Source organism: Mesorhizobium sp. WSM4829, assembly GCF_055811475.1.
This window is the reverse complement of sequence record NZ_JBVVQJ010000035.1, coordinates 1-17924: the sequence shown is the minus strand read 5'-3', so window position 1 is coordinate 17924 and position 17924 is coordinate 1. Positions and strand designations below refer to the sequence as shown.

Sequence of the window (17924 nt, the reverse complement as noted above, 5' to 3'; positions counted from 1 at the left end):
CAGTAACCACGTTTGGGTTAACCGGCGTTCAAGAAACACGGTTAAAATTTGGTTTCGGCTGCCGTCCACAGCCGTTTTGCCCAAGGGGAATCCGAGGAGGCAACAATGCGCGCGGACCGTAGGCAGAAATGCGGCTGAAACGCGACCAAGCCGTGGAAAGTTGGAATTGAAGAATTGAAGAATTGAGGAAAGAGGTCACCTCAGCTTCTCTCTGAGATTGACCAGCATTCCGTAAATGCGGGCATAGGATTGCAACCACTCGTCGCGTTGCGCCTGGGTGATATACTCCAGATCGAACGCATACGAAATCCACGTCTCCACTTCACTGCATGACCCTATCGCCATCGAAATGAACCGTGCGAATTCGGGCTTGGAGCGGGTCTGTTTGGCAAAACCCTCAGCCAAATTGGCGCAGATCGCCTTGCTGGAACGACGTAGTTGATCGGCGAGCGCGTATTGCTCCATTTTCGGAAAAGCAAGCGTGGCTCTGTGTACCCCAAGGGAAACTGCATAGGCACGCTTATAGACTTCCAAATCCCTCGCGTGCTCGATGTAGGCCGCTGCCTTCTCCATCCTTCAGTTCTTCAACTCGTCAGTCCCTCAATTCCTCAATTCCCCTTCCTGCCTATTCCAGCAGCGGTGACCAGGCCGGGTCCGAAGCGAAATTCGAGGTCGGGATCGACTGTTCGTTGCGGCCGGTGAGATCGACCGAAACGAGTTTCGGGCCGCCGGCAGAATCGCGGAAGAACATCAGCACCCGGCCGTTGGGCGCCCAGGTCGGCCCCTCCTGCTGGAAGCCGGTTGAAAGGATGCGCTCGCCTGAACCGTCGACGCGCATGACGCCGATCTGGAACTCGCCGGCAGTCTGCTTGGTGAAGGCGATGAGATCGCCACGCGGTGACCACACCGGCGTCGAATAGACGCCGTCGCCGAAGGAGATGCGGGTCTGGCCAGAACCGTCGGCGCCCATCACATAGATCTGCGCGCGGCCGCCGCGGTCGGAGGTGAACACCACCTTGCTGCCATCCGGCGAATAGGACGGCGAGGTGTCGATGGCCGTCGAGTTCGTGAGCCTGGTCGTCGAGCGGCTTCTCAAATCCATGGCGAAGATGTTGGAATTGCCGTCGTCGCGCAGCAGGCTCATGATCACCTTCTGGCCGTCGGGCGAGAACCGCGGCGCAAAGGTCATGCCGGGAAAGTCGCCGACCAGTTCGCGCTGCCCGGTCTCGATCTGCAGCAGATAGACCTTCGGCTGGCCGCTTTCATAGGACATGTAGGTGATTTCCTGCCGGTTTGGCGAGAAACGCGGGGTCAGCACGATCGACCGGCCGTCCGACAGGTAGCGGATATTGGCGCCGTCCTGGTCCATGATGGCGAGGCGCTTCTTGCGCGCGTTCTTTGCACCCGATTCGTCGATGAAGACGACGCGCGTGTCGAAATAGCCTTTCTCGCCGGTCAGCCGCTCATAGATGGCGTCGGCGATGATGTGGGCGACGCGCCTCGTGTTGGCGTCGTTGGCGAAGAACTGCTCGCCCGACATCTGCTGGCCGGCAAAGGTGTCCCACAACCGGTACTGGGCACGGACGCGGCCATCGGCCTCCTTGCTGACGCTGCCGGTGACCAGCGCCTGAGCGTTGATCACCTTCCAGTCCTCGAAGCGAGGCGTGGCATCGGGGTTGGAGATCTTTTCGATGAAGGCGCTCTTGTCGATCGGCGCGAACAGACCGGAGCGTTTCAGGTCTGCGCTGACGATGCCGGAAATCTCCGCGCCCAGCGCATCGCCGCCCTGGAAATCGGTGATGGCGATCGGCAGCGGCTCGACATTGCCTTTGTTGACGTTGAGCTCAACGAGCGCCCGCGCCGGCAAGGTGGCGGCGGCAGTCATGCCCAGCGCCATCGCTACGATCATCAGGAGCGGCTTGAGGATGAATTTCATGTCTTCTCGCTTCTCTTCAATGATTCTACGGGTCTTCAATGATTCTGCGGGGGCGCCAGGCCTACAGGCCCAGCATCTCCCTCGGATCGAACGTGACCCGGACGTCGGCCCAGATGTCTTGTTTGCCTGCGGGAACCTGCAGGCCGGCCACATCGCATTTCTGAACCGCGCGCACGGCACTTTCGTCGAACGGGCGGTTGCCGCTCGACTTTTCGACGGATGGCCGTCCGTCCAGCTTGCCGGAGGCGTCGAGGTTGAACCGGATTACGACAACGAAGTTCTCGGAGCCTTCGAGCCCTACCGGCAAGGTCCAGCAGCCACCAAGCTGGGCCTCCAACGCCCCCTGTTCCGATCTCGAAAGCTTCTGGCCCTGATCCTTGTCCCCGCCGAGCGATGCTTGCTGGGTCGAGCGCTTGGCGCCGCCGCCTGACGGCTTGCGCTTGTCGAGCAGCGCCGAAATCTCGTCGGCGTTGAACTGCTTGTCTTCCGATTTCGGCTTGGACGAGGCTTCCTTGACCGGCTTTTCGGCGTCCTTGCGCTCGGGCGCCTTGGCGCTTTCGGCCTGGGCCGGCTGCGGCTTCGGCCGCGCCTGCGGGGCGGGCGCAGAGTCCGGAAGCTGCGTCTCCTCGGTTGGCGGCTCCTTGGCAATCGCTTCGGCGACGGCATCCGGCTTGACCTCAGGCTTCGGGTCGATGGCGGCGGTCTTGTCCTGCGGCGGCGTCGGCGCCGGTTCCTTGGCCGGTGTCGGTTTTGGCTCCGCCTGCTTGACCGGCTCGGGCTTGACCTCTTCCTTCGGCTGCGGCACCGGTGCGACCTCGGTCGCCGGGACAGGCTTGGGCTGCTCCTTCGGCTTCGGCACGTCCTCGGGCTTCGGCTTTTCTTTCGGCGTCGGCGCGGGCGGCGGCGCCTCAGCCTTGTCGACCGGCTGGGGCTTGGGATCCGGCGTCGGCGGCTTGTCGGTATCGACGCTGTTGTCGCCGACCGTCTTCGCGTCGGCCACGATGTCCGGACGCTGGGTCGGCAATGGAGTCGGCTTTTCGCTCACCGCAGCTTTCTTGTCGCCTTTCTGTATCTGCGCGATCGCTTCCATCGGCACGATCTCGACTGCGACCGCCTCGACTTCGGACGACGGAAGCGCAGCCGGCGCCGACAGCGTGAACAGCCCGAAGGCGATCGCCGTCGCATGCAAGATCACCGATGTGGTGAGGCCGGTCCGCATGTTCTTGTCTACTGGTCCTGTTCCTGCAGCGAGATGAGACTCATATTCTTGTAGCCAGCGGCTTGGACACGGGCCATGACCTGCAGAGCCGCTCCATAATTGGTTGCCTTGTCGGCGCGAAAGAAGATGCGCTCGTCATAGCCGGTCTTCGAGATCGCCTGCAGCTTTGCCACCAGTTCCTCGATCGGGATCTCGGTCTTCTGGATGTAAATCTGGCCGGCGGAGTTGATGGATACCTCGATCGGTTGCGTGTCGGCCGCAATCGCCTTGGCCTGTGTTTCCGGCAGGTCGACCGGAACGCCGACCGTCAGCAAGGGTGCGGCGACCATGAAGATGATCAAAAGCACCAGCATCACGTCGACCATCGGCGTGACGTTGATTTCCGATATCATGGCGTGATGGCGGCCGCGCCGCCTGTGGCCGCGACCACCGCGTCCCCCGCCACCCGCGCCTACAGACATTCCCATGATTGTTCCTCAGGCCTTCTGCGCGACTTTTTCATCGATTTGGCGCGAGAGTATGGCGGAGAACTCGTCCGCGAACCCTTCCATGCGCACGGCGATCTTGCTCGCGTCCGACGACAGCTTGTTGTAGGCGATGACGGCGGGGATAGCCGCCAGCAGGCCTATTGCCGTGGCCAGCAGCGCCTCGGCAATGCCGGGTGCGACCACCGACAGGCTGGTATTCTTGGATGCCGCAATCGCCTGGAACGAGGTCATGATGCCGATCACGGTGCCGAACAGGCCGATGAACGGCGCCGCCGAGCCAGTGGTGGCGAGAAAGCCAAGCCGTCCTTCCAGTTTTTCCATTTCGCGGGTCAGCGCCAGGTCCATCGCCTTGTCGATGCGGGTCTGCAGGCCCAGCGGCGATTTCGCCCCCTTCTCGAAACTCTTCTTCCATTCGCGCATGGCAGCGACGAAGATCGCGCCCATGCCTGACGTCTTGCGGTCGGCGAGCGTGCGGTAGAGCTCCTCCAGCGACTGCCCCGACCAGAACACCTGTTCGAAGCGATTGAGCGCGAGCCGCATGCGGCCATAGGCGACGAGTTTGTCGACGATGATCGCCCAGGTCCAGATCGAGGCGCCGAGCAGCCCGATCATGACCAGCTTGACCACCCAGCCGGCCTGCGTGAACAGCGCCCAAATCGACAAATGCGCGCCCGGTTCGGCGAGTGCGATATTTTCCATGGTTACGTCCTTAAGAATTTTCCGGGCACGGCTGGCGGCTGGCCCATAGGCATCCCTTGTAATCCGTTCGCGCAAAGCTCGCGGAATAACCCCAAAATGCACCGTAGGCGGCCTTTTCAGGGCAAATCTTGGTGAAAGGAAGGCGCTGGATTCCTCCAATCTTCACCACTCTCTTCATGAACCGTTATGGTTAAGGATGGGTTAGGACGCACAGCGCGGCGCATTGCCGCGCCTTGGGCGAGTTGTGTGGCATTGGGATCGGCAAGTTACCGATTTGAACTACAGGTTTGCCTTGGGCATAAAGATTGCGATCCATTCCTTCGGAAAGCGCCGTGGCCGGCCGTTCTCGCCAATGATCGCCGCCTCGACGCGCGCCTCGACCAGCACCTTGCCGCCGCGCTTCAGCTGCTGCGCCATGAAGATGCGGGCGCCCGAAATGTCCTCGGTGCGCGTCTCGATGGTCAAGACATCGTCCATGCGGGCGGAGCCGCGAAAGTCGATCTCCATGCGCCGCACCACCCAGATTATTCTTTCGCCGTGCTTGCCGTCGGCAAGCTCGGTGTGGTGGACGCCGGCAAGCCTGAGATAATCGGAGCGGCCGCGCTCGAAGAATTCGAGATAGCGCGCGTGATAGACGACGCCGGAGAAATCGGTGTCGGCATAGTAGACCCGCGCCATCAGCCGGTGGCCGAATTCGGTCAGCGCGCCGGAAAGCCCGGCGCAGAGCGCCGCCGATTCACCATGATCGTCCATCGCGCTTTCCTTTCTTGGCCTGACCGGGCACCTAAAGCGCGACGCGGTTCAGGTTCCGGGCGCGTCGTTGTCGCAAAACCGCTGCACAGTTTTGGGCGACACGCATTAACTTGGCGCATGAACCCGATGGCACTGTTGACGGCGATGATCAAGACCTCGATGGCGGCGCTGCTTGTGCTGGCCGCGCTGGTACCGCCGGGCCAGGCGGCGAGCTTTATGATGAAGCGCGGCCTCAATCTCGACCAGTGGACGACATGGCCGGGCGAGGACAAATGGGGCGACCGCCGGGCAATCCTGCCCTATCCGGAATGGCGCAAATTCCTCAACGACGACGACCTCAAGGCGCTGAAGAGCGCCGGCTTCGATTTCCTGCGCATGCCCGTCGATCCGTCGCCGTTTCTGTCCGGCGAGACGCTGGCGCTGCGCGACGAGCTCTATGCCAGCGTGCTGGCCTCGGTGCGCATGATCAATCGCGCCGGCTTGAAGGTGATCGTCGACATGCACCTGATCCCCAGCGGCAGCAGCCGCAAGATCGGCATGGGCGAGGTGATGGACGATCCACAAATGTTCGACGCCTATGTCGAAATGGTGCGCAAGATGGCGCGCACGCTGGCCGATGAGGATCCGCGCCAAGTCGCTTTCGAGCCGATGAACGAGCCGGTCATCGACTGCGACGCCGACGGCACCGGCCTGTGGCCGGAGCGCCAGCAGAAACTGTTCGCGGCGGCGCGTTCGTCAGCCACCAGGCTCACCCTGATTCTGACCGGCGCCTGCTATTCCAATGCGGTATCGCTGGCAAAGATCGATCCGAAGGCGATCCCCGACGACAACATCATCTGGACCTTTCACTCCTACGACCCGTTCCTGCTGACCCATCAGGGCGCGACCTGGGCCGGCGACTTCATCCCCTATGTCACCGGCCTACCCTATCCGCTCAGCGCCGTCTCGCGCGCCAAGCTGGATACTGCGCTCGATACGATCCGCGCAAGGATCAAGGCCGAGGCGCCATGGGCGCGCCAGAGCGGCCTGCTTGCCTATCTCGACGAGCAGGTCGCCAGCCTGGACACCGACGAGGAGCTGCGCGAGACGATGGAGGCGCCGTTCACCAGGGTCGAGGCCTGGGCAAAGGCCAACGGGATAAAGCCGGAGAACATCACGCTCGGCGAATTCGGCATGATCCGCCAGGAATACGGCAATGCCTACGTGATGCCGGCCGAATACCGTGCCGCTTATGCCAGGGACATGATCGCGCGCGCCGAAGCCCATGGCTTCGCATGGTCGGTCTGGAGCTATGGCGGCGCCTTCGGCATCGTCGACGCTTTCGACGGCGACAAGGCCGAGCCGGATGTGATGGACGCGATCAGGTCACTTCATTGAAGTGCTGAACCCAGGTCGATCGAAAGAACCTCTGGGCGCATCCCGAAACGCACCGGCAGGATGCTGAAACCGAGGCCTCCGGAGACGATCAGGTTGCGGTTCTCCTCCACGACATGGCCATAGGCAAAACGGTTGCCGAAGCGGGATGGCACGACCGGAGAATAGCCGAGTAACCGCACCTGTCCACCATGGGTATGACCCGAAAGAGTCAACGATACCCGCGATGGGACCTTCGGAAAAATGTCCGGCTCATGTGCCAGCAGGATAACAGGAGCCTTGTCACTTACCTTTGCCAGCGTGCCGCGCAGATCGTCCAGTCCTGTGAACCTGCTGCGGCCCCAGGCCTTGCCCGGCCGCAGCGCAAGTTGGTCGGCAAGTCCGGCGACCCAGAAGCCATGCCCGTCTTTTTCCAGGCGCACCACATCGTTTTCCAGGACCGGTATGCCGGCGCTCTCGAGCGCCCGGCGCGCCACCGTCGGCCCCAACCCGGCCTTCTGGGCGGAAAGGTCCTCCCACCAGTCGTGATTGCCAAGGATTGACCACACCCCGAGCGGCGCCTTCAGGCCTGACAATGCCGGCGCCCATTCGGAGGAGCCCACCCAGTCCGTAACCAGGCGTGTGCCGGCTGTATAGTCGCCAAGCAGGACAATCAGATCCGGCTGCAGGCCGTTCGCCCGTTCGGCAAGTGACCTGATCCGCTCCGGCGTCATCCATGGCCGACAGGCATGGATATCGGCGAGAGCGACGACGCGAAGCCGCAATCCGGCAGGCCAGTTTGGCGGGGTCAGTGAATAGCGCTTTACATGCGTCAGCAACATTGGCTCGAGGCCGACCGCATAAGCACTGAGCGACACGGCCGATAGGAAGGAACCGCCGATGAGGCGCAGGAAGCCGCGTCTGGTGATCATTGCTCAACCCCGTCATTCGCGGAACCGACGGTCCCCACAGCGAAGCGTTAGAGCCGGCAAATGCGCCGGCAAGCTGACCAGGATTAGGAGATTTTGCGCAGGAATGGAGCCGCAAGGCCCCGCGGCTACTCTTCCTGGAAGAGGCTGATCTGCTGCTGCGCCAGGTCCTTCGGCGCATCGAGGCCGAGATGCCGCCATGCATTGGCGGTCAGCACGCGGCCGCGCGGCGTGCGCTGAATAAAACCCTGCTGGATCAGATAGGGCTCGATGATGTCCTCGATGGCGTCGCGCGGCTCGGAAAGCCCTGCCGCGATGGTCTCGATGCCGACCGGCCCGCCGCCAAAATTCCGAGCGATCATCGAGAGATAGCGGCGGTCGAGCGCGTCGAGGCCGAGCGCATCGACCTCGAGCCGCGTCAGCGCCTCATCGGCGATCTGGCGGTCGACGTGACCGTCGCCGGCGACGGAGGCAAAATCGCGCACGCGGCGCAACAGCCGACCGGCGATGCGCGGCGTGCCGCGCGCGCGCCGCGCGATCTCCAGCGCGCCATCGTCACCGAGCGGCATGGCAAGGATGCGGGCGCCGCGGCGCACGATCTGCTCCAGTTCCTCGACCGAGTAGAAATTGAGGCGGACCGGAATGCCGAAGCGGTCGCGCAGCGGATTGGTCAAAAGGCCGAGCCGGGTGGTGGCAGCGACCAGGGTAAAGCGGGCAAGATCGATCTTGACCGAACGCGCCGCCGGCCCTTCGCCGATGATCAGGTCGAGCTGGAAATCCTCCATCGCCGGATAGAGTATTTCCTCGACCGCCGGGTTGAGCCGGTGGATCTCGTCGATGAACAGCACGTCGCGGTCTTCGAGATTGGTGAGCAGTGCTGCGAGATCGCCGGCCTTGGCGATGACCGGACCGGAGGTCGAGCGGAAATTGACGCCGAGCTCACGTGCCATGATCTGCGCCAGCGTCGTCTTGCCGAGGCCGGGCGGGCCGACGAACAGCACATGGTCGAGCGCCTCGCTGCGGCCCTTGGCGGCCTCGATGAACACTTTGAGATTGGCCCGCACCGCCGCCTGGCCGACGAAATCACTGAGCGTCTGCGGCCGCAAGGTCTGCTCGGCGTCCTCGCCGCGCTTGTCGGGAGCAATGAGGCGTGGCGAAAGGCTCATCAGGCGCGCCCACTTCCATCGCGATCGCCGGCGGCGTGGCGACCGACGGCATCCCCTAGCGCGGCGTCGATTTCCTCCAGCGTGGCAGGCCCGCCGGGCGGATTGCCCAGAAATCCGGCAAGGTCGGCAAATCTAAGATTGCGCGGCGTTCCTATCAGAAGACCGTCCATGACCGTCCACGCAACCGTATCGCCCGCCTTGAGCGACAACGCGTCCCGGACTTTCTTTGGAATCGTAAGCTGCCCCCTGGAGGTCAAGCCCGCATATCTGCCCATGCTCTTGTTCCTAGTCGGAATTTATTTCTCGGGCAACGGTCTCACCGCGCCAGTTCCTTCAGCCCGAAGCGGATCAGCTTCGACGCATCCGCATCCTCGCCGGCGTTTTTCAGCGCCGCCGCCACCGCATTGGCGGCGGTATCGCGCGAATAGCCGAGATTGACCAGCGCTGAAACGGCGTCACTGATCGGCGCCGGCGCGACGCCTTCGCCAAGCTCCTGCTTCAAGCCGATGGTGCCGGAGGCAGCGCCCGCAAACGCTGGCGCCTTGTTCTTCAGTTCGGTGACGATGCGCTCGGCCACCTTCTTGCCGACGCCGGGCGCGCGGCTGACCATGGCAATATCACGCAGCGCGATGGCATTGGCGAGATCGGCCGGCGCCAGCGTCGAGAGAATAGCCAGCGCCACCTTGGCGCCGACGCCCTGCACATTGCTCATCAGCAGCCGGAACCATTCGCGCTCCAGAACCGACTGGAAACCGTAGAGCCTCAACATGTCTTCGCGGACATAGGTCTCGATGAACAGCACCACCGCCTCGCCGGGGGCCGGCAAGGCGGCCAGCGTGCGCGTCGAGCAGTGGGCGACATAGCCGACGCCGTGCACGTCGACGATGCAGAAATCCTCGTCGATCTCGTCCAGCGTGCCTTTTAGCTTGCCGATCATGTGTGGTCCTTCATGCCAGCGCCGCCAACCTGTAGACAACGCTCTGCCGGTGATGCGCGTGGCAGATGGCAATGGCCAGCGCGTCGGCGGCATCGTCGGTGTCGAACGTCGCCTTCGGCATCAGCACCTTGACCATAATGTGGATCTGCTTCTTGTCGCCATGGCCGACGCCGATCACCGCCTTCTTGACGGCGTTGGGCGCATATTCGGCAACGACCAGGCCGGCCAGCGCCGGCACCAGCATGGCGATGCCGCGCGCCTGGCCGAGCTTCAGGGTCGCGGCCGCATCCTTGTTGACGAATGTCTGCTCGACCGCCGCCTCGTGCGGCATGGCGGCGTGCAGGATCTCGGCAAGCCCGTCATGCAACTGGCAAAGCCGTGTCGCCAGCGCCGCCTTGTCGTCTGAACGCACGGTGCCGGAGGCGACGAAGCGCAGCGAGTTGCCGAGGCTTTCGACGATGCCCCAGCCGGTGCGCCTCAGCCCCGGATCGATGCCGATGATGCGAATCGTTTCCCCCATCCGCCAAGTCTACCCGTGGCGGACAGCGATGCCAGCGAAATGTGAACAAACCAGAAACGGTTCCGCTGCGTCCCACAGGCTGTTTGAGAATTCGTTCTGACGAGACAGACGGCGTGGTTTGCGAGAACCGAAGCGGAGCGGACATTTGGGTCCGTGAGCCGCGCGTAGATCCCCTCGCTTCAATTCCGATGTCGTAGCGTCGACGATGACCTTGAACGCGGGAAGATTTTGACGACGGCTCGGATAGTAGAGGAAATAGCCTTCAAAAAGCGGCAACCAATCGTCCAGAAGCTGAACCAGCTTGCCACGTGCGATGTGCTGCTCGACGATGTTCTCCGGGACGTAGGCGATGCCGTATCCACTGGCCGCCGCGCGGACACTCTGGCCGGGCAGGCCAGATGCTTATCATCACGAGCGGTCAGGGCTGGGTGCAGGAAGAGGGGCAGAACCAGCTAGCGCCGAGCAGCAGACGCGCTCGGCCGAAGAGTCTGGCACCTGTCGGTGATCGGTCGGGCCCAAGCCAATTTCCTGCGCTCCACTTTACTGCAAGACGGTCAAATTTGAGCTTTCGCATTCATGTTTTGTCGAGCGTATCTCTTAGAGTCGCCTAAACCTTCTGCGCCGTAAGCTGTAACCGTGCTGAATCGCCGTCAGCGCCGATGACGACGAAATAGGAGAACGCAATGCCTCGCAATCACGTTGAACGTCTTGAAGAGTTCAGGGAAATCCTGGTCGCGACTCGACGCGAAGGAGTCCGTAACGTGCACCATACCCGCGACGCAATGCGGGCAAGCGGCTTTCAGATCGGGGACAGCGATGGCTCCAGCTACGGAGCCAAGCTAAAGGAGCTCCAAGAGGAAATCGAGGCAGTCGATCGCGCCCTCGAAGACGAGAAACGGCTGGCCTTGGCCCTTGAAAGTGCGGCTCAACCCCGCCGACCAATCAAGCCGAGAATCGTAAAGGGAACATAGAGTCGGCGACGGCCCTTGCTGCCCGTCGCGTGGATATGCCTGCGACATCGTGTCGGGCTCGTCGCCGCCGTGCTACCGAGCCGTGAACGTCATCCGTCGCCATCAAACGGGGCGGCCGAAGCCGCCCTGTGTCGATGTCGAATTTCGTTGTGTCCATCGTTGTCGATGCCGTCGCTACCCTCGCCAACAGCGTTCTTCAGGTATCCGATCTGAAACGGATCGCGGTCGATGCGATCGTGCGATCGCGTCATTTCCGCAAGATCTTCTCCATCGCCTTGCCCCTGGCAAGCTCGTCGATCAGCTTGTCGAGGTAGCGGATTTCCTTCATCAGCGGGTCTTCGATGTCTTCCACCCGGACACCGCAGATCACCCCCGTGATCAAATTCCGAGAAGGATTCAGTTGAGGCGCCTGATCAAAGAAATCCTTCAGGCTGGTTTTCTTCCTCAGCTGGGTGTCCAGCCGCTTCTGGGTGTAGCCCGTCAGCCAGCGGATGATCTCATCGACCTCGGCTTTGGTGCGTCCTTTCTTTTCCGCCTTGGCGACATAGTGCGGATAGACGCTGGCAAAGCTCATGGAATAGATTCGATGCTCGGTCATTGCACCCCCTTATGCGGGCTGGACCAGAGGTTTGAAACAGCGCCGCAGATGTCGATGCTGTCCGCGTCAATTCTACCCGTGCTCGTCGCCTCGGCAATGCTTTGATCGCGTCGATCGCATCCTGCGACGAGTGGATCCGGACGTCGTTATTGATCTTGCCTTCAACGGATGACCGGTTGCACTACTCGGGCACAGGTTTGGCTATCCTACCGGGCAATGCAAGATCTAGTGCCTGTCTAGCCTGCCACTGGACAGTATGGGGACTAGTGAGCGCGTAAATGGCGCGTTTGCGCAATTATGCTCGAAACCAGCCCGGCGGCTTGCGGCCCCATTTCGGCCCAAACACGATTTGAGGATTGGCCCACAAAAGGACGCTCCTGGCGCTTAGCGGAGAATTATCGAGCAGTCTCTCAGCCGCGGGCGAAAGCCGTGTTGAGCAGCGTGATCTGATCGGAAACCGGATTGATGCGGCGGCCGGATGGAGCGGCCTCGGCCACGGCGCCGCCGTAGATTTCCTCGTCCATGCGACGCACCAGCGCCTGCAGGCGCAGCGAGCGGTCGATGAGGTCAAGAAAATCCTTGGGCAGTTCGACCCAGCCTGCGGCATCGTTGTTGGCGGAAGCGGTATCGAGACGCACCTTGGATTTTTCGGAAGCAACCTGATCGCGAGTCATCTCGCCGGAATTCGCGGCGCGCTGCAGAAGCAGCCATGAGGCGACCTGCATCAGCCTCGTGGTCAGTCGCATCGACTCGGCCGCATAGAGCGTCGCCGCCAGCCTGGACAGTTTCTTCGCCTCGGCCCGGCCCTTGCCGTCCAGATATTCGGCCGCCTGCTCGACCAGGCCCATGCCTTCCTGGTAGAGCGGCTTGAAGGATTGGGAGAAAACCCGGCGCTCCGCCAGCTTGATGGTTTTCGCGCTTCCCATCGAAGGATCGTTCATCGATACGCCCTGCACTTGCCTTACAGCCGGCCGAATCGGCGTCATCGCCGTCACGCCTGCACCCTATATGACCGAGGCTTGAAAATGCGCTTCGCCGCCGGTGAAGGCAAGCACATGTTTAACAAACGGTTAACGGCGGCGCAGCGGCACGGGCGACCGGCAATCCGGATCGCCGAAAAAAAAGAGCCGCGGATAAGGCGGCTCTCAGGAGTTTAACAGGGAGGCGTCAAACAAAGTGGCTCCAACCACTCGGTAAGAATCCAGATCACTGGATGCGCATAGTAAACGCCCGTAAAGCTTAATGAAGCCTTAACAGCGTGGATATTTTTTGAACAAGCGTCGCCCGCCTGTGCCGTAACAGCACAACAACTCCAGGCTTTTTGGGGCCTAGACCTTTGGACTCAGGCCTTTTGCGTCTCGGCATGCCGCTCTGCCTTCCACACCACCGGCAGCGCGATATAGGCGAACAGCAGCAGCCCCGCGTAAAAGCCCATCGAGGATGTTGCCACCAGCGGCTCGATCGCCGGGTTGCCGGCAAGCATGATGTAAAGGCCGATCAACAGGCCGGTGCCACTGATTGCCGTCAACCAGAAATGCACGGTGGCAAGCGTCTTTTCCGCGACTGCCGGAAACAGATGGTAGAAGAAGGCGAACACCGCCGACATCAGCCATCCGGCCACCATGATGTGGGCGTGGGTTGGCATCTGCGCATGATCTTTGCTGATCGCCATCTGCAGGCCGAGCGCCATTCCGACCAGTGCGTAGACAACGGCCAGCGTGAAGAAGTTTCGTGCTACCTTTTGCATTGTGTGCCCCGATTTGCCTTTTCCCGTCATGGGAATGGGTTGAGATCAGGCGGTCGCCCCGCCACCGGGTCCCCGGCATCGGCGCATTAGCATCGGCAATGTTTCTGGACGATGTCGCATCGCGCCCGACCCTTCCCCGGCGCTGCCACAATAGCCGAAAACGGCGGGACGCGCTTGCGCAATCCTCGAGCGGTTCCCTTCCGGCCGTGTCTCACAGGACGCCGAACAAAGCCTTCTCCCGCGCAACATCGTTCCGAAACAACGCTGCTGACGGCTCGGCTGCCGGCGGCTTCCAACCGGCTGGCAATCTAGAAAAGGCCGGCGGTCCCGTCCCACAGGAGCTTGACCGCGACGACCGCTACGGTCGCATAGGTGAAGGGGTAGAACAGTTCCGGTCGCATCCGCCGCACCAGCCAGGCGCCGGCGATGGTCGAGAGCGGCGCCAGCGGCACCAGAACCGCCGACGCGGTCAGGTTGGTGGTGTCGAACTGTCCGAGCGCAAAATAGGGGATCAGCTTCAACGCGTTGGTGGCGGCAAAGAAGATTGCGGCGGTGCCCGACAGCACTTTCGGATCGAGCCGGATCGGCAGCGCATAGACCTGAAACGGTGGGCCGCCGACATGGGCGACGAAGCTGGTGAAGCCGGCGACCGTCCCCCAGAATGCGGCAGCCGCGCGGTTGGGCTCGGCTGAGTGGCTCGCACCGTGCCGCATTTGTAGATAGACCCAGCGAAGCACGAAGATGATTGCCACGGCGCCGACGATCAGCCGCACCATTTCCGCTGTCACCAGCGCCGCGGTCAGCCAGCCGAGGCCGATGCCGATCACCGCCCCCGGCATCATGTCCGCAAGCATCTTGCGGTCATAGACACCCCACCATGTCCACACCGAGACGATGTCCATCAGGCACAGTATGGGCAGCAGGATGGCGGCTGCCTGCACCGGCGGCATGGCCAGCGCCATCAGCGGCACGCCGACGAAACCGACCGCGCCGCCAAAGCCGCCCTTGGACAGACCGACCAGGATGACGGCTGGAATGGCGGCGGCATAGAACCACGGATCGAGTAGCAAGCCTGACATCGTCGGGGAGCAGTTGGAGGGAAAGCGTGCAGACGCTGGAATAGCCGATAAACCTTCGCGCCGCGACTGCAAATGCGCACACGACGCTGTGGTCGTTCGTGCTGAGGCCTGTCACGGTTTTGAGGAGGCAGTTGCGCCGAGTGGCGGCGGGCGCCTGCGGATCGGCTGCGCCTTGATGATGGCTGTGCTCGTTTCGGCCTTGTCGGCGATACGGTCGAGAAGCTTGTCGAGGTCGCCGATCGAGCGCACGAACAGCCGGGCAACAAAGCAGTCGTCGCCCGTCACCTTGTCGCATTCGCCAAATTCCGGAATCTCCTCGATCAGCTTCTGGACAATATGCAGCTTGCCCGGCAAGGGCCGGATGCGAACGATCGCCTGCAAAGTGTAGCCGAGCGCTTGGGGATCGATTTCGACGGTGAAGGCCCTGATAACGCCACGATCCTCCAGCCGACGCAGGCGTTCCGCGACACTCGGCGATGACAGTCCTACCTGTTGGGCCAGTTCCTTCAATGAGGTTCGCGAATCCTTGATCAGGCTTTCGAGAAGGCGTCGGTCCAGATCGTCCAGCATTTGACATTCCCAAGGAAAAGGCCATCTTCACCTTATTTAATTAGGCATAACGGGCATATCACCCGGCGCAAATTATTGAAAGCGCTGATGTGGCATGGGATTATCAACCATCAGCGTTTCGAGAGGCAGTATTCATGGACAGCACGATGCGTGGCACGGTCGAAATGACGGCCGCAATGGTGATCCTCGGCACGATCGGATGGTTCGTCGTCATGTCGGGCGAGCCCATCATGGACGTCGTCTTCTGGCGCTGCGCCTTCGGCGCTATAACGCTGCTGATCATCTGCGCTGCCCTGGGGCTGCTGCGCGGCACGCTGTCACTGCGCATCGTGGCGATTGCGGCCCTTGGCGGCGCGGCCATCGTCATCAACTGGCTGCTGCTGTTCAGCTCGTTTTCCCGCGCCTCGATCTCGATCGCCACGGCTGTTTACAACACGCAGCCCTTCATGCTGGTCGGCTTTGGCGCGCTCTTCTTCTCAGAGCGGCTGACCCTGACAAAGCTGGCCTGGCTTGGCATCGCCTTCGCCGGCATGCTGCTGATCGTGCAAGGCTCGCCTGATACCGGGCCCGATGCAGGCCCCAATACAGGTAATGTCGGCACGGATTATTTTATCGGCATCGCGATGGCGCTGGGTGCGGCTTTCTTCTGGGCCGTCGCCGCCATCGTCACCAAGAAGCTCAAAGGCACGTCGCCGCACCTGATCGCCCTCATCCAGGTCTGCGTCGGCGTCGTCATCCTGGCACCCTTCGCCAACCTTTCCCACCTTCCCGCCGACGTGTGGAGCTGGAGCATGCTGGCGACGCTTGGCGTCGTCCATACCGGCCTGATGTACATCCTGATGTACGGCGCCATCCAGAAACTGCCAACCTATCTGCAGGGGTCGCTGTCCTTCATCTACCCTGTGGTCGCGATCCTGGTCGATGTCGTCGCCTTCGGCCACCGGCTGCATCCGGCCCAGATGGTCGGCGGCGCCGCCATCCTGGTCGCCGCCGCCGGCATGAATCTTGGCTGGACGCTATGGAAATCGAAGACCCCAGCCGAGAGCACCCAGGCAATCAAGTGAGGCAACAACGTCGCCGTGCGACAATCATGCGCCAACGGTCCTGGCCGCCCGCCTGTTCAAGGCCGGCACTTTGCTCTATGCCGCAATGCAACCATCTTCGCCCGGCATAGGCGAAAACCGGGGTCAAAAACCAATGAACGACGCAACGCCTCCAAATCGCTGCCGCATCGTGCTGATCGCGCCGCCTGGCATGCCGGCTGAGCACATCGGCGCGGCGTTCGAGGGCGGCGACGTCGCCTCGCTGATCCTGCCCGAAAACGACATGGACGAAGCCTCCTTCCAGGCCTTCGCCGAACAGATCGTGCCGACGGCGCAAGCGGCAGGCATCGCTGTCATCATTGCCGGCGACACCCGCATCGCCGGCCGCGTCCAGGCCGATGGCCTTCATGTCGAGGCCGGCAAGGCCGAACTCGCCGAGACGATCGAGCGTTTCCAGGCAAAAATGATGGTCGGCACCGGCGGCGCCAAGACCCGCGACGATGCGCTGGAACTCGGCGAACTCAGGCCCGACTACATCTTCTTCGGCCGCTTCGGCTTCGACAACAAGCCGGAGCCGCACCCACGCAACCTGTCGCTGGGGCAATGGTGGGCGGATGTGATCCAGATCCCTTGCATCGTCATGGCCGGGTCCGACATCACTTCGGTGGAAGCGGTGGCTGCCACCGGCGCCGAATTCGTGGCGCTGTCCAGCGCCGTCTTTGCCGAGGGCATCGACCCAAAGATGGCAGTCGCCAGCGCCAACGCGCTGCTCGACGAAACCGCGCCGCGTTTCGAGGACTGACGTGCCCGCGCCGACAATCCTTTTCGGTGCTTTGCTTGCGCAGCTCACGGTGCAGGTCGCCGTGGCGGAAACCGTCCCATTGCCGCAACCGAAGCCCGACACCGCTGCAAGCACGGACAAGCCGATCGCCACGCCGCTGCCGCAGCCCGCCACCACGGCGCCGCTGCCGTCGGCCGACGCCATTAATCCCGACCGCTTCGGTGCAAAGCCGTCGGATTCTGCCTATGGCGCCTTCCAGCGCGGCCTTTACAAGACGGCCTACAACCTCGCTCTGGTTCGCGCCCAGAACGGCGATCCGGCGGCGCAGACGTTGATCGCCGAGATATTGTCGCGCGGCCTTGGCGTGCCGGTCGACGCGGCGGAGGCGGCCAAGTGGTACGCGCTTGCCGCCGAGCAGGGCATACCGGAATCGCAGTTCCAATATGCGCTGATGCTGCTCGACGGCCGCTACGTCAAGAAGGACGAGAAAGGGGCTTACGCGCTGATGCAGGCCGCCGCCGAGGCCGGCAACCGTCTGGCGCAGTTCAATTTCGCGCAGCTGCTGGTGCGGCAGGACCCCGGCGATGCCGGCATCGCAAAGGCCGTGTCCTATTATCAGCGCGCCGCCGCGACCGGCCTTGCCGACGCGCAATATGCGTTGGCGCAGGTCTATGCCAATGGCGTCGGCGGCAAGCTGCGCGACGATGCCCAGGCGCGCGGCCTGCTGGCGCAGGCAGCAAGGCAGAACTACGATACGGCGCAGATCGATCTCGCTGCCTGGATGATCGAGGGACGCGGTGGCGCCCGCGACCTGAAGTCCGGCTTCGGCTGGATGAAACAGGCCGCCGAGGGCGGCAATGTCGCCGCCCAGAACCGCCTCGCCAAGCTTTACATGGGCGGCATCGGCACCGATCCGGATCCGATCCTTGCCGGCGCCTGGTACGTCGTCGCACGGCGCGCCGGGCTGATCGATCCGGAGATGGACGATTTTCTGCATGGCCTGACCGACGACCAGACCAAGCAGTTGCTGCAGAAGGCCAACCGCCTGCCGTAAAGCGTCGCGGACAGTGAATATCGGGCAGCGGATGCTGACGAGGGAATGGCTCCGCCCCCCCACTCCTCTCATGCCACCCCT

At 62.5% G+C, this 17924-nt stretch carries 23 protein-coding genes; 5 read left to right on the top strand and 18 right to left on the bottom strand.

Annotation, left to right across the window (positions count from 1 at the left end; genetic code table 11):
* Nucleotides 1-195: 195 nt before the first annotated feature.
* The 6 genes from AC0L17_RS26665 to ybgC form a co-directional block, all read right to left on the bottom strand.
* The gene (locus AC0L17_RS26665; protein WP_473517995.1) at nucleotides 196-573 is read right to left on the bottom strand and encodes a four helix bundle protein; all 378 of its coding nucleotides are present in this window, start codon (nucleotides 571-573) and stop codon (nucleotides 196-198) included.
* Nucleotides 574-625: 52 nt separating this feature from the next.
* A complete protein-coding gene (gene tolB, locus AC0L17_RS26660) occupies nucleotides 626-1909 on the bottom strand; it encodes a Tol-Pal system beta propeller repeat protein TolB (protein ID WP_245268562.1) in 1284 nt (427 codons plus the stop codon).
* Between the two features lie 88 nt (nucleotides 1910-1997).
* Complete coding sequence (gene tolA / locus AC0L17_RS26655; RefSeq protein ID WP_473517994.1) at nucleotides 1998-3155, bottom strand: cell envelope integrity protein TolA; 1158 nt, start codon at nucleotides 3153-3155, stop codon at nucleotides 1998-2000.
* Between the two features lie 8 nt (nucleotides 3156-3163).
* Complete coding sequence (locus tag AC0L17_RS26650) at nucleotides 3164-3622, bottom strand: ExbD/TolR family protein (RefSeq protein ID WP_077375321.1); 459 nt, start codon at nucleotides 3620-3622, stop codon at nucleotides 3164-3166.
* Between the two features lie 9 nt (nucleotides 3623-3631).
* The gene (tolQ, locus tag AC0L17_RS26645) at nucleotides 3632-4342 is read right to left on the bottom strand and encodes a protein TolQ (protein ID WP_027152907.1); all 711 of its coding nucleotides are present in this window, start codon (nucleotides 4340-4342) and stop codon (nucleotides 3632-3634) included.
* A 279-nt stretch (nucleotides 4343-4621) separates the two neighbouring features.
* Nucleotides 4622-5095 (bottom strand): tol-pal system-associated acyl-CoA thioesterase, encoded by a 474-nt coding sequence (gene ybgC, locus AC0L17_RS26640; protein WP_473517993.1) that lies wholly within the window; start codon nucleotides 5093-5095, stop codon nucleotides 4622-4624.
* Nucleotides 5096-5221: 126 nt separating this feature from the next.
* Here ybgC and AC0L17_RS26635 point away from each other — a divergent pair, with 126 nt between their 5' ends.
* On the top strand, nucleotides 5222-6472 hold the full coding sequence (locus AC0L17_RS26635) for a glycoside hydrolase family 5 protein (protein ID WP_473517992.1): 1251 nt from the start codon (nucleotides 5222-5224) through the stop codon (nucleotides 6470-6472).
* On the opposite strand, the gene AC0L17_RS26630 is transcribed toward AC0L17_RS26635, so the two are convergent.
* The 6 genes from AC0L17_RS26630 to AC0L17_RS26605 all read right to left on the bottom strand — a co-directional run bounded on the left by AC0L17_RS26630 (nucleotide 6466) and on the right by AC0L17_RS26605 (nucleotide 10330).
* Nucleotides 6466-7380: a metallophosphoesterase gene (locus AC0L17_RS26630; protein WP_473517991.1), complete on the bottom strand. Its 915-nt coding sequence runs from the start codon at nucleotides 7378-7380 to the stop codon at nucleotides 6466-6468. The genes AC0L17_RS26635 and AC0L17_RS26630 overlap by 7 nt on opposite strands.
* A gap of 125 nt (nucleotides 7381-7505) precedes the next feature.
* On the bottom strand, nucleotides 7506-8543 hold the full coding sequence (gene ruvB, locus AC0L17_RS26625) for a Holliday junction branch migration DNA helicase RuvB (RefSeq protein WP_236384859.1): 1038 nt from the start codon (nucleotides 8541-8543) through the stop codon (nucleotides 7506-7508).
* Nucleotides 8543-8818, bottom strand: coding sequence for an AbrB/MazE/SpoVT family DNA-binding domain-containing protein (locus tag AC0L17_RS26620; RefSeq protein WP_091593420.1), 276 nt, complete (start codon nucleotides 8816-8818; stop codon nucleotides 8543-8545). Before AC0L17_RS26620 ends, ruvB begins: the two co-directional genes overlap by 1 nt.
* 41 nt (nucleotides 8819-8859) lie before the next feature.
* Complete coding sequence (gene ruvA, locus AC0L17_RS26615; protein ID WP_091593422.1) at nucleotides 8860-9480, bottom strand: Holliday junction branch migration protein RuvA; 621 nt, start codon at nucleotides 9478-9480, stop codon at nucleotides 8860-8862.
* 10 nt (nucleotides 9481-9490) lie between these two features.
* Nucleotides 9491-10000: a crossover junction endodeoxyribonuclease RuvC gene (gene ruvC / locus AC0L17_RS26610; protein WP_473517990.1), complete on the bottom strand. Its 510-nt coding sequence runs from the start codon at nucleotides 9998-10000 to the stop codon at nucleotides 9491-9493.
* Nucleotides 10001-10009: 9 nt separating this feature from the next.
* Nucleotides 10010-10330 (bottom strand): hypothetical protein, encoded by a 321-nt coding sequence (locus AC0L17_RS26605; RefSeq protein WP_473518017.1) that lies wholly within the window; start codon nucleotides 10328-10330, stop codon nucleotides 10010-10012.
* A 353-nt stretch (nucleotides 10331-10683) separates the two neighbouring features.
* On the opposite strand from AC0L17_RS26605, the gene AC0L17_RS26600 reads away from it, so the two are divergent.
* Nucleotides 10684-10971, top strand: coding sequence for a hypothetical protein (locus AC0L17_RS26600; protein ID WP_473512272.1), 288 nt, complete (start codon nucleotides 10684-10686; stop codon nucleotides 10969-10971).
* Nucleotides 10972-11060: 89 nt separating this feature from the next.
* On the opposite strand, the gene AC0L17_RS26595 is transcribed toward AC0L17_RS26600, so the two are convergent.
* The 6 genes from AC0L17_RS26595 to AC0L17_RS26570 all read right to left on the bottom strand — a co-directional run bounded on the left by AC0L17_RS26595 (nucleotide 11061) and on the right by AC0L17_RS26570 (nucleotide 14965).
* Entirely contained in the window at nucleotides 11061-11222 is a 162-nt protein-coding gene (locus AC0L17_RS26595) for a hypothetical protein (protein ID WP_236473467.1), read from the bottom strand.
* Nucleotides 11219-11569 carry a DUF2200 domain-containing protein gene (locus AC0L17_RS26590; RefSeq protein ID WP_091593427.1) on the bottom strand — a complete coding sequence of 117 codons (351 nt, stop codon included), beginning with the start codon at nucleotides 11567-11569 and terminating at the stop codon, nucleotides 11219-11221. Before AC0L17_RS26590 ends, AC0L17_RS26595 begins: the two co-directional genes overlap by 4 nt.
* Nucleotides 11570-11979: 410 nt before the next feature.
* Nucleotides 11980-12510, bottom strand: a complete 531-nt coding sequence (rcdA, locus tag AC0L17_RS26585) for a protease adaptor protein RcdA (RefSeq protein WP_091593429.1) — start codon at nucleotides 12508-12510, stop codon at nucleotides 11980-11982.
* Nucleotides 12511-12911: 401 nt separating this feature from the next.
* Nucleotides 12912-13316 carry a hypothetical protein gene (locus tag AC0L17_RS26580; protein WP_091593430.1) on the bottom strand — a complete coding sequence of 135 codons (405 nt, stop codon included), beginning with the start codon at nucleotides 13314-13316 and terminating at the stop codon, nucleotides 12912-12914.
* 308 nt (nucleotides 13317-13624) lie between these two features.
* Entirely contained in the window at nucleotides 13625-14395 is a 771-nt protein-coding gene (locus AC0L17_RS26575; RefSeq protein WP_473517989.1) for a sulfite exporter TauE/SafE family protein, read from the bottom strand.
* 111 nt (nucleotides 14396-14506) lie between these two features.
* Nucleotides 14507-14965 (bottom strand): Lrp/AsnC family transcriptional regulator, encoded by a 459-nt coding sequence (locus AC0L17_RS26570; protein WP_091593435.1) that lies wholly within the window; start codon nucleotides 14963-14965, stop codon nucleotides 14507-14509.
* Nucleotides 14966-15099: 134 nt separating this feature from the next.
* On the opposite strand from AC0L17_RS26570, the gene AC0L17_RS26565 reads away from it, so the two are divergent.
* The 3 genes from AC0L17_RS26565 to AC0L17_RS26555 all read left to right on the top strand — a co-directional run bounded on the left by AC0L17_RS26565 (nucleotide 15100) and on the right by AC0L17_RS26555 (nucleotide 17843).
* The gene (locus AC0L17_RS26565) at nucleotides 15100-16029 is read left to right on the top strand and encodes a DMT family transporter (protein ID WP_473517988.1); all 930 of its coding nucleotides are present in this window, start codon (nucleotides 15100-15102) and stop codon (nucleotides 16027-16029) included.
* A gap of 133 nt (nucleotides 16030-16162) precedes the next feature.
* The gene (locus AC0L17_RS26560) at nucleotides 16163-16810 is read left to right on the top strand and encodes a thiamine phosphate synthase (protein ID WP_473517987.1); all 648 of its coding nucleotides are present in this window, start codon (nucleotides 16163-16165) and stop codon (nucleotides 16808-16810) included.
* Nucleotide 16811: 1 nt separating this feature from the next.
* Nucleotides 16812-17843, top strand: coding sequence for a tetratricopeptide repeat protein (locus AC0L17_RS26555; RefSeq protein WP_473517986.1), 1032 nt, complete (start codon nucleotides 16812-16814; stop codon nucleotides 17841-17843).
* Nucleotides 17844-17924: the final 81 nt, after the last annotated feature.

Coding starts and splice junctions, on each gene's coding strand:
- AC0L17_RS26665 (WP_473517995.1), bottom strand. CDS start 573: ATGGAGAAGGCAGCGGCCTACATCGAGCACGCGAGGGATTTGGAAGTC.
- tolB (WP_245268562.1), bottom strand. CDS start 1,909: ATGATCGTAGCGATGGCGCTGGGCATGACTGCCGCCGCCACCTTGCCG.
- tolA (WP_473517994.1), bottom strand. CDS start 3,155: ATGCGGACCGGCCTCACCACATCGGTGATCTTGCATGCGACGGCGATC.
- AC0L17_RS26650 (WP_077375321.1), bottom strand. CDS start 3,622: ATGGGAATGTCTGTAGGCGCGGGTGGCGGGGGACGCGGTGGTCGCGGC.
- tolQ (WP_027152907.1), bottom strand. CDS start 4,342: ATGGAAAATATCGCACTCGCCGAACCGGGCGCGCATTTGTCGATTTGG.
- ybgC (WP_473517993.1), bottom strand. CDS start 5,095: ATGGACGATCATGGTGAATCGGCGGCGCTCTGCGCCGGGCTTTCCGGC.
- AC0L17_RS26635 (WP_473517992.1), top strand. CDS start 5,222: ATGGCACTGTTGACGGCGATGATCAAGACCTCGATGGCGGCGCTGCTT.
- AC0L17_RS26630 (WP_473517991.1), bottom strand. CDS start 7,380: ATGATCACCAGACGCGGCTTCCTGCGCCTCATCGGCGGTTCCTTCCTA.
- ruvB (WP_236384859.1), bottom strand. CDS start 8,543: ATGAGCCTTTCGCCACGCCTCATTGCTCCCGACAAGCGCGGCGAGGAC.
- AC0L17_RS26620 (WP_091593420.1), bottom strand. CDS start 8,818: ATGGGCAGATATGCGGGCTTGACCTCCAGGGGGCAGCTTACGATTCCA.
- ruvA (WP_091593422.1), bottom strand. CDS start 9,480: ATGATCGGCAAGCTAAAAGGCACGCTGGACGAGATCGACGAGGATTTC.
- ruvC (WP_473517990.1), bottom strand. CDS start 10,000: ATGGGGGAAACGATTCGCATCATCGGCATCGATCCGGGGCTGAGGCGC.
- AC0L17_RS26600 (WP_473512272.1), top strand. CDS start 10,684: ATGCCTCGCAATCACGTTGAACGTCTTGAAGAGTTCAGGGAAATCCTG.
- AC0L17_RS26595 (WP_236473467.1), bottom strand. CDS start 11,222: ATGACGCGATCGCACGATCGCATCGACCGCGATCCGTTTCAGATCGGA.
- AC0L17_RS26590 (WP_091593427.1), bottom strand. CDS start 11,569: ATGACCGAGCATCGAATCTATTCCATGAGCTTTGCCAGCGTCTATCCG.
- rcdA (WP_091593429.1), bottom strand. CDS start 12,510: ATGAACGATCCTTCGATGGGAAGCGCGAAAACCATCAAGCTGGCGGAG.
- AC0L17_RS26580 (WP_091593430.1), bottom strand. CDS start 13,316: ATGCAAAAGGTAGCACGAAACTTCTTCACGCTGGCCGTTGTCTACGCA.
- AC0L17_RS26575 (WP_473517989.1), bottom strand. CDS start 14,395: ATGTCAGGCTTGCTACTCGATCCGTGGTTCTATGCCGCCGCCATTCCA.
- AC0L17_RS26570 (WP_091593435.1), bottom strand. CDS start 14,965: ATGCTGGACGATCTGGACCGACGCCTTCTCGAAAGCCTGATCAAGGAT.
- AC0L17_RS26565 (WP_473517988.1), top strand. CDS start 15,100: ATGGACAGCACGATGCGTGGCACGGTCGAAATGACGGCCGCAATGGTG.
- AC0L17_RS26560 (WP_473517987.1), top strand. CDS start 16,163: ATGAACGACGCAACGCCTCCAAATCGCTGCCGCATCGTGCTGATCGCG.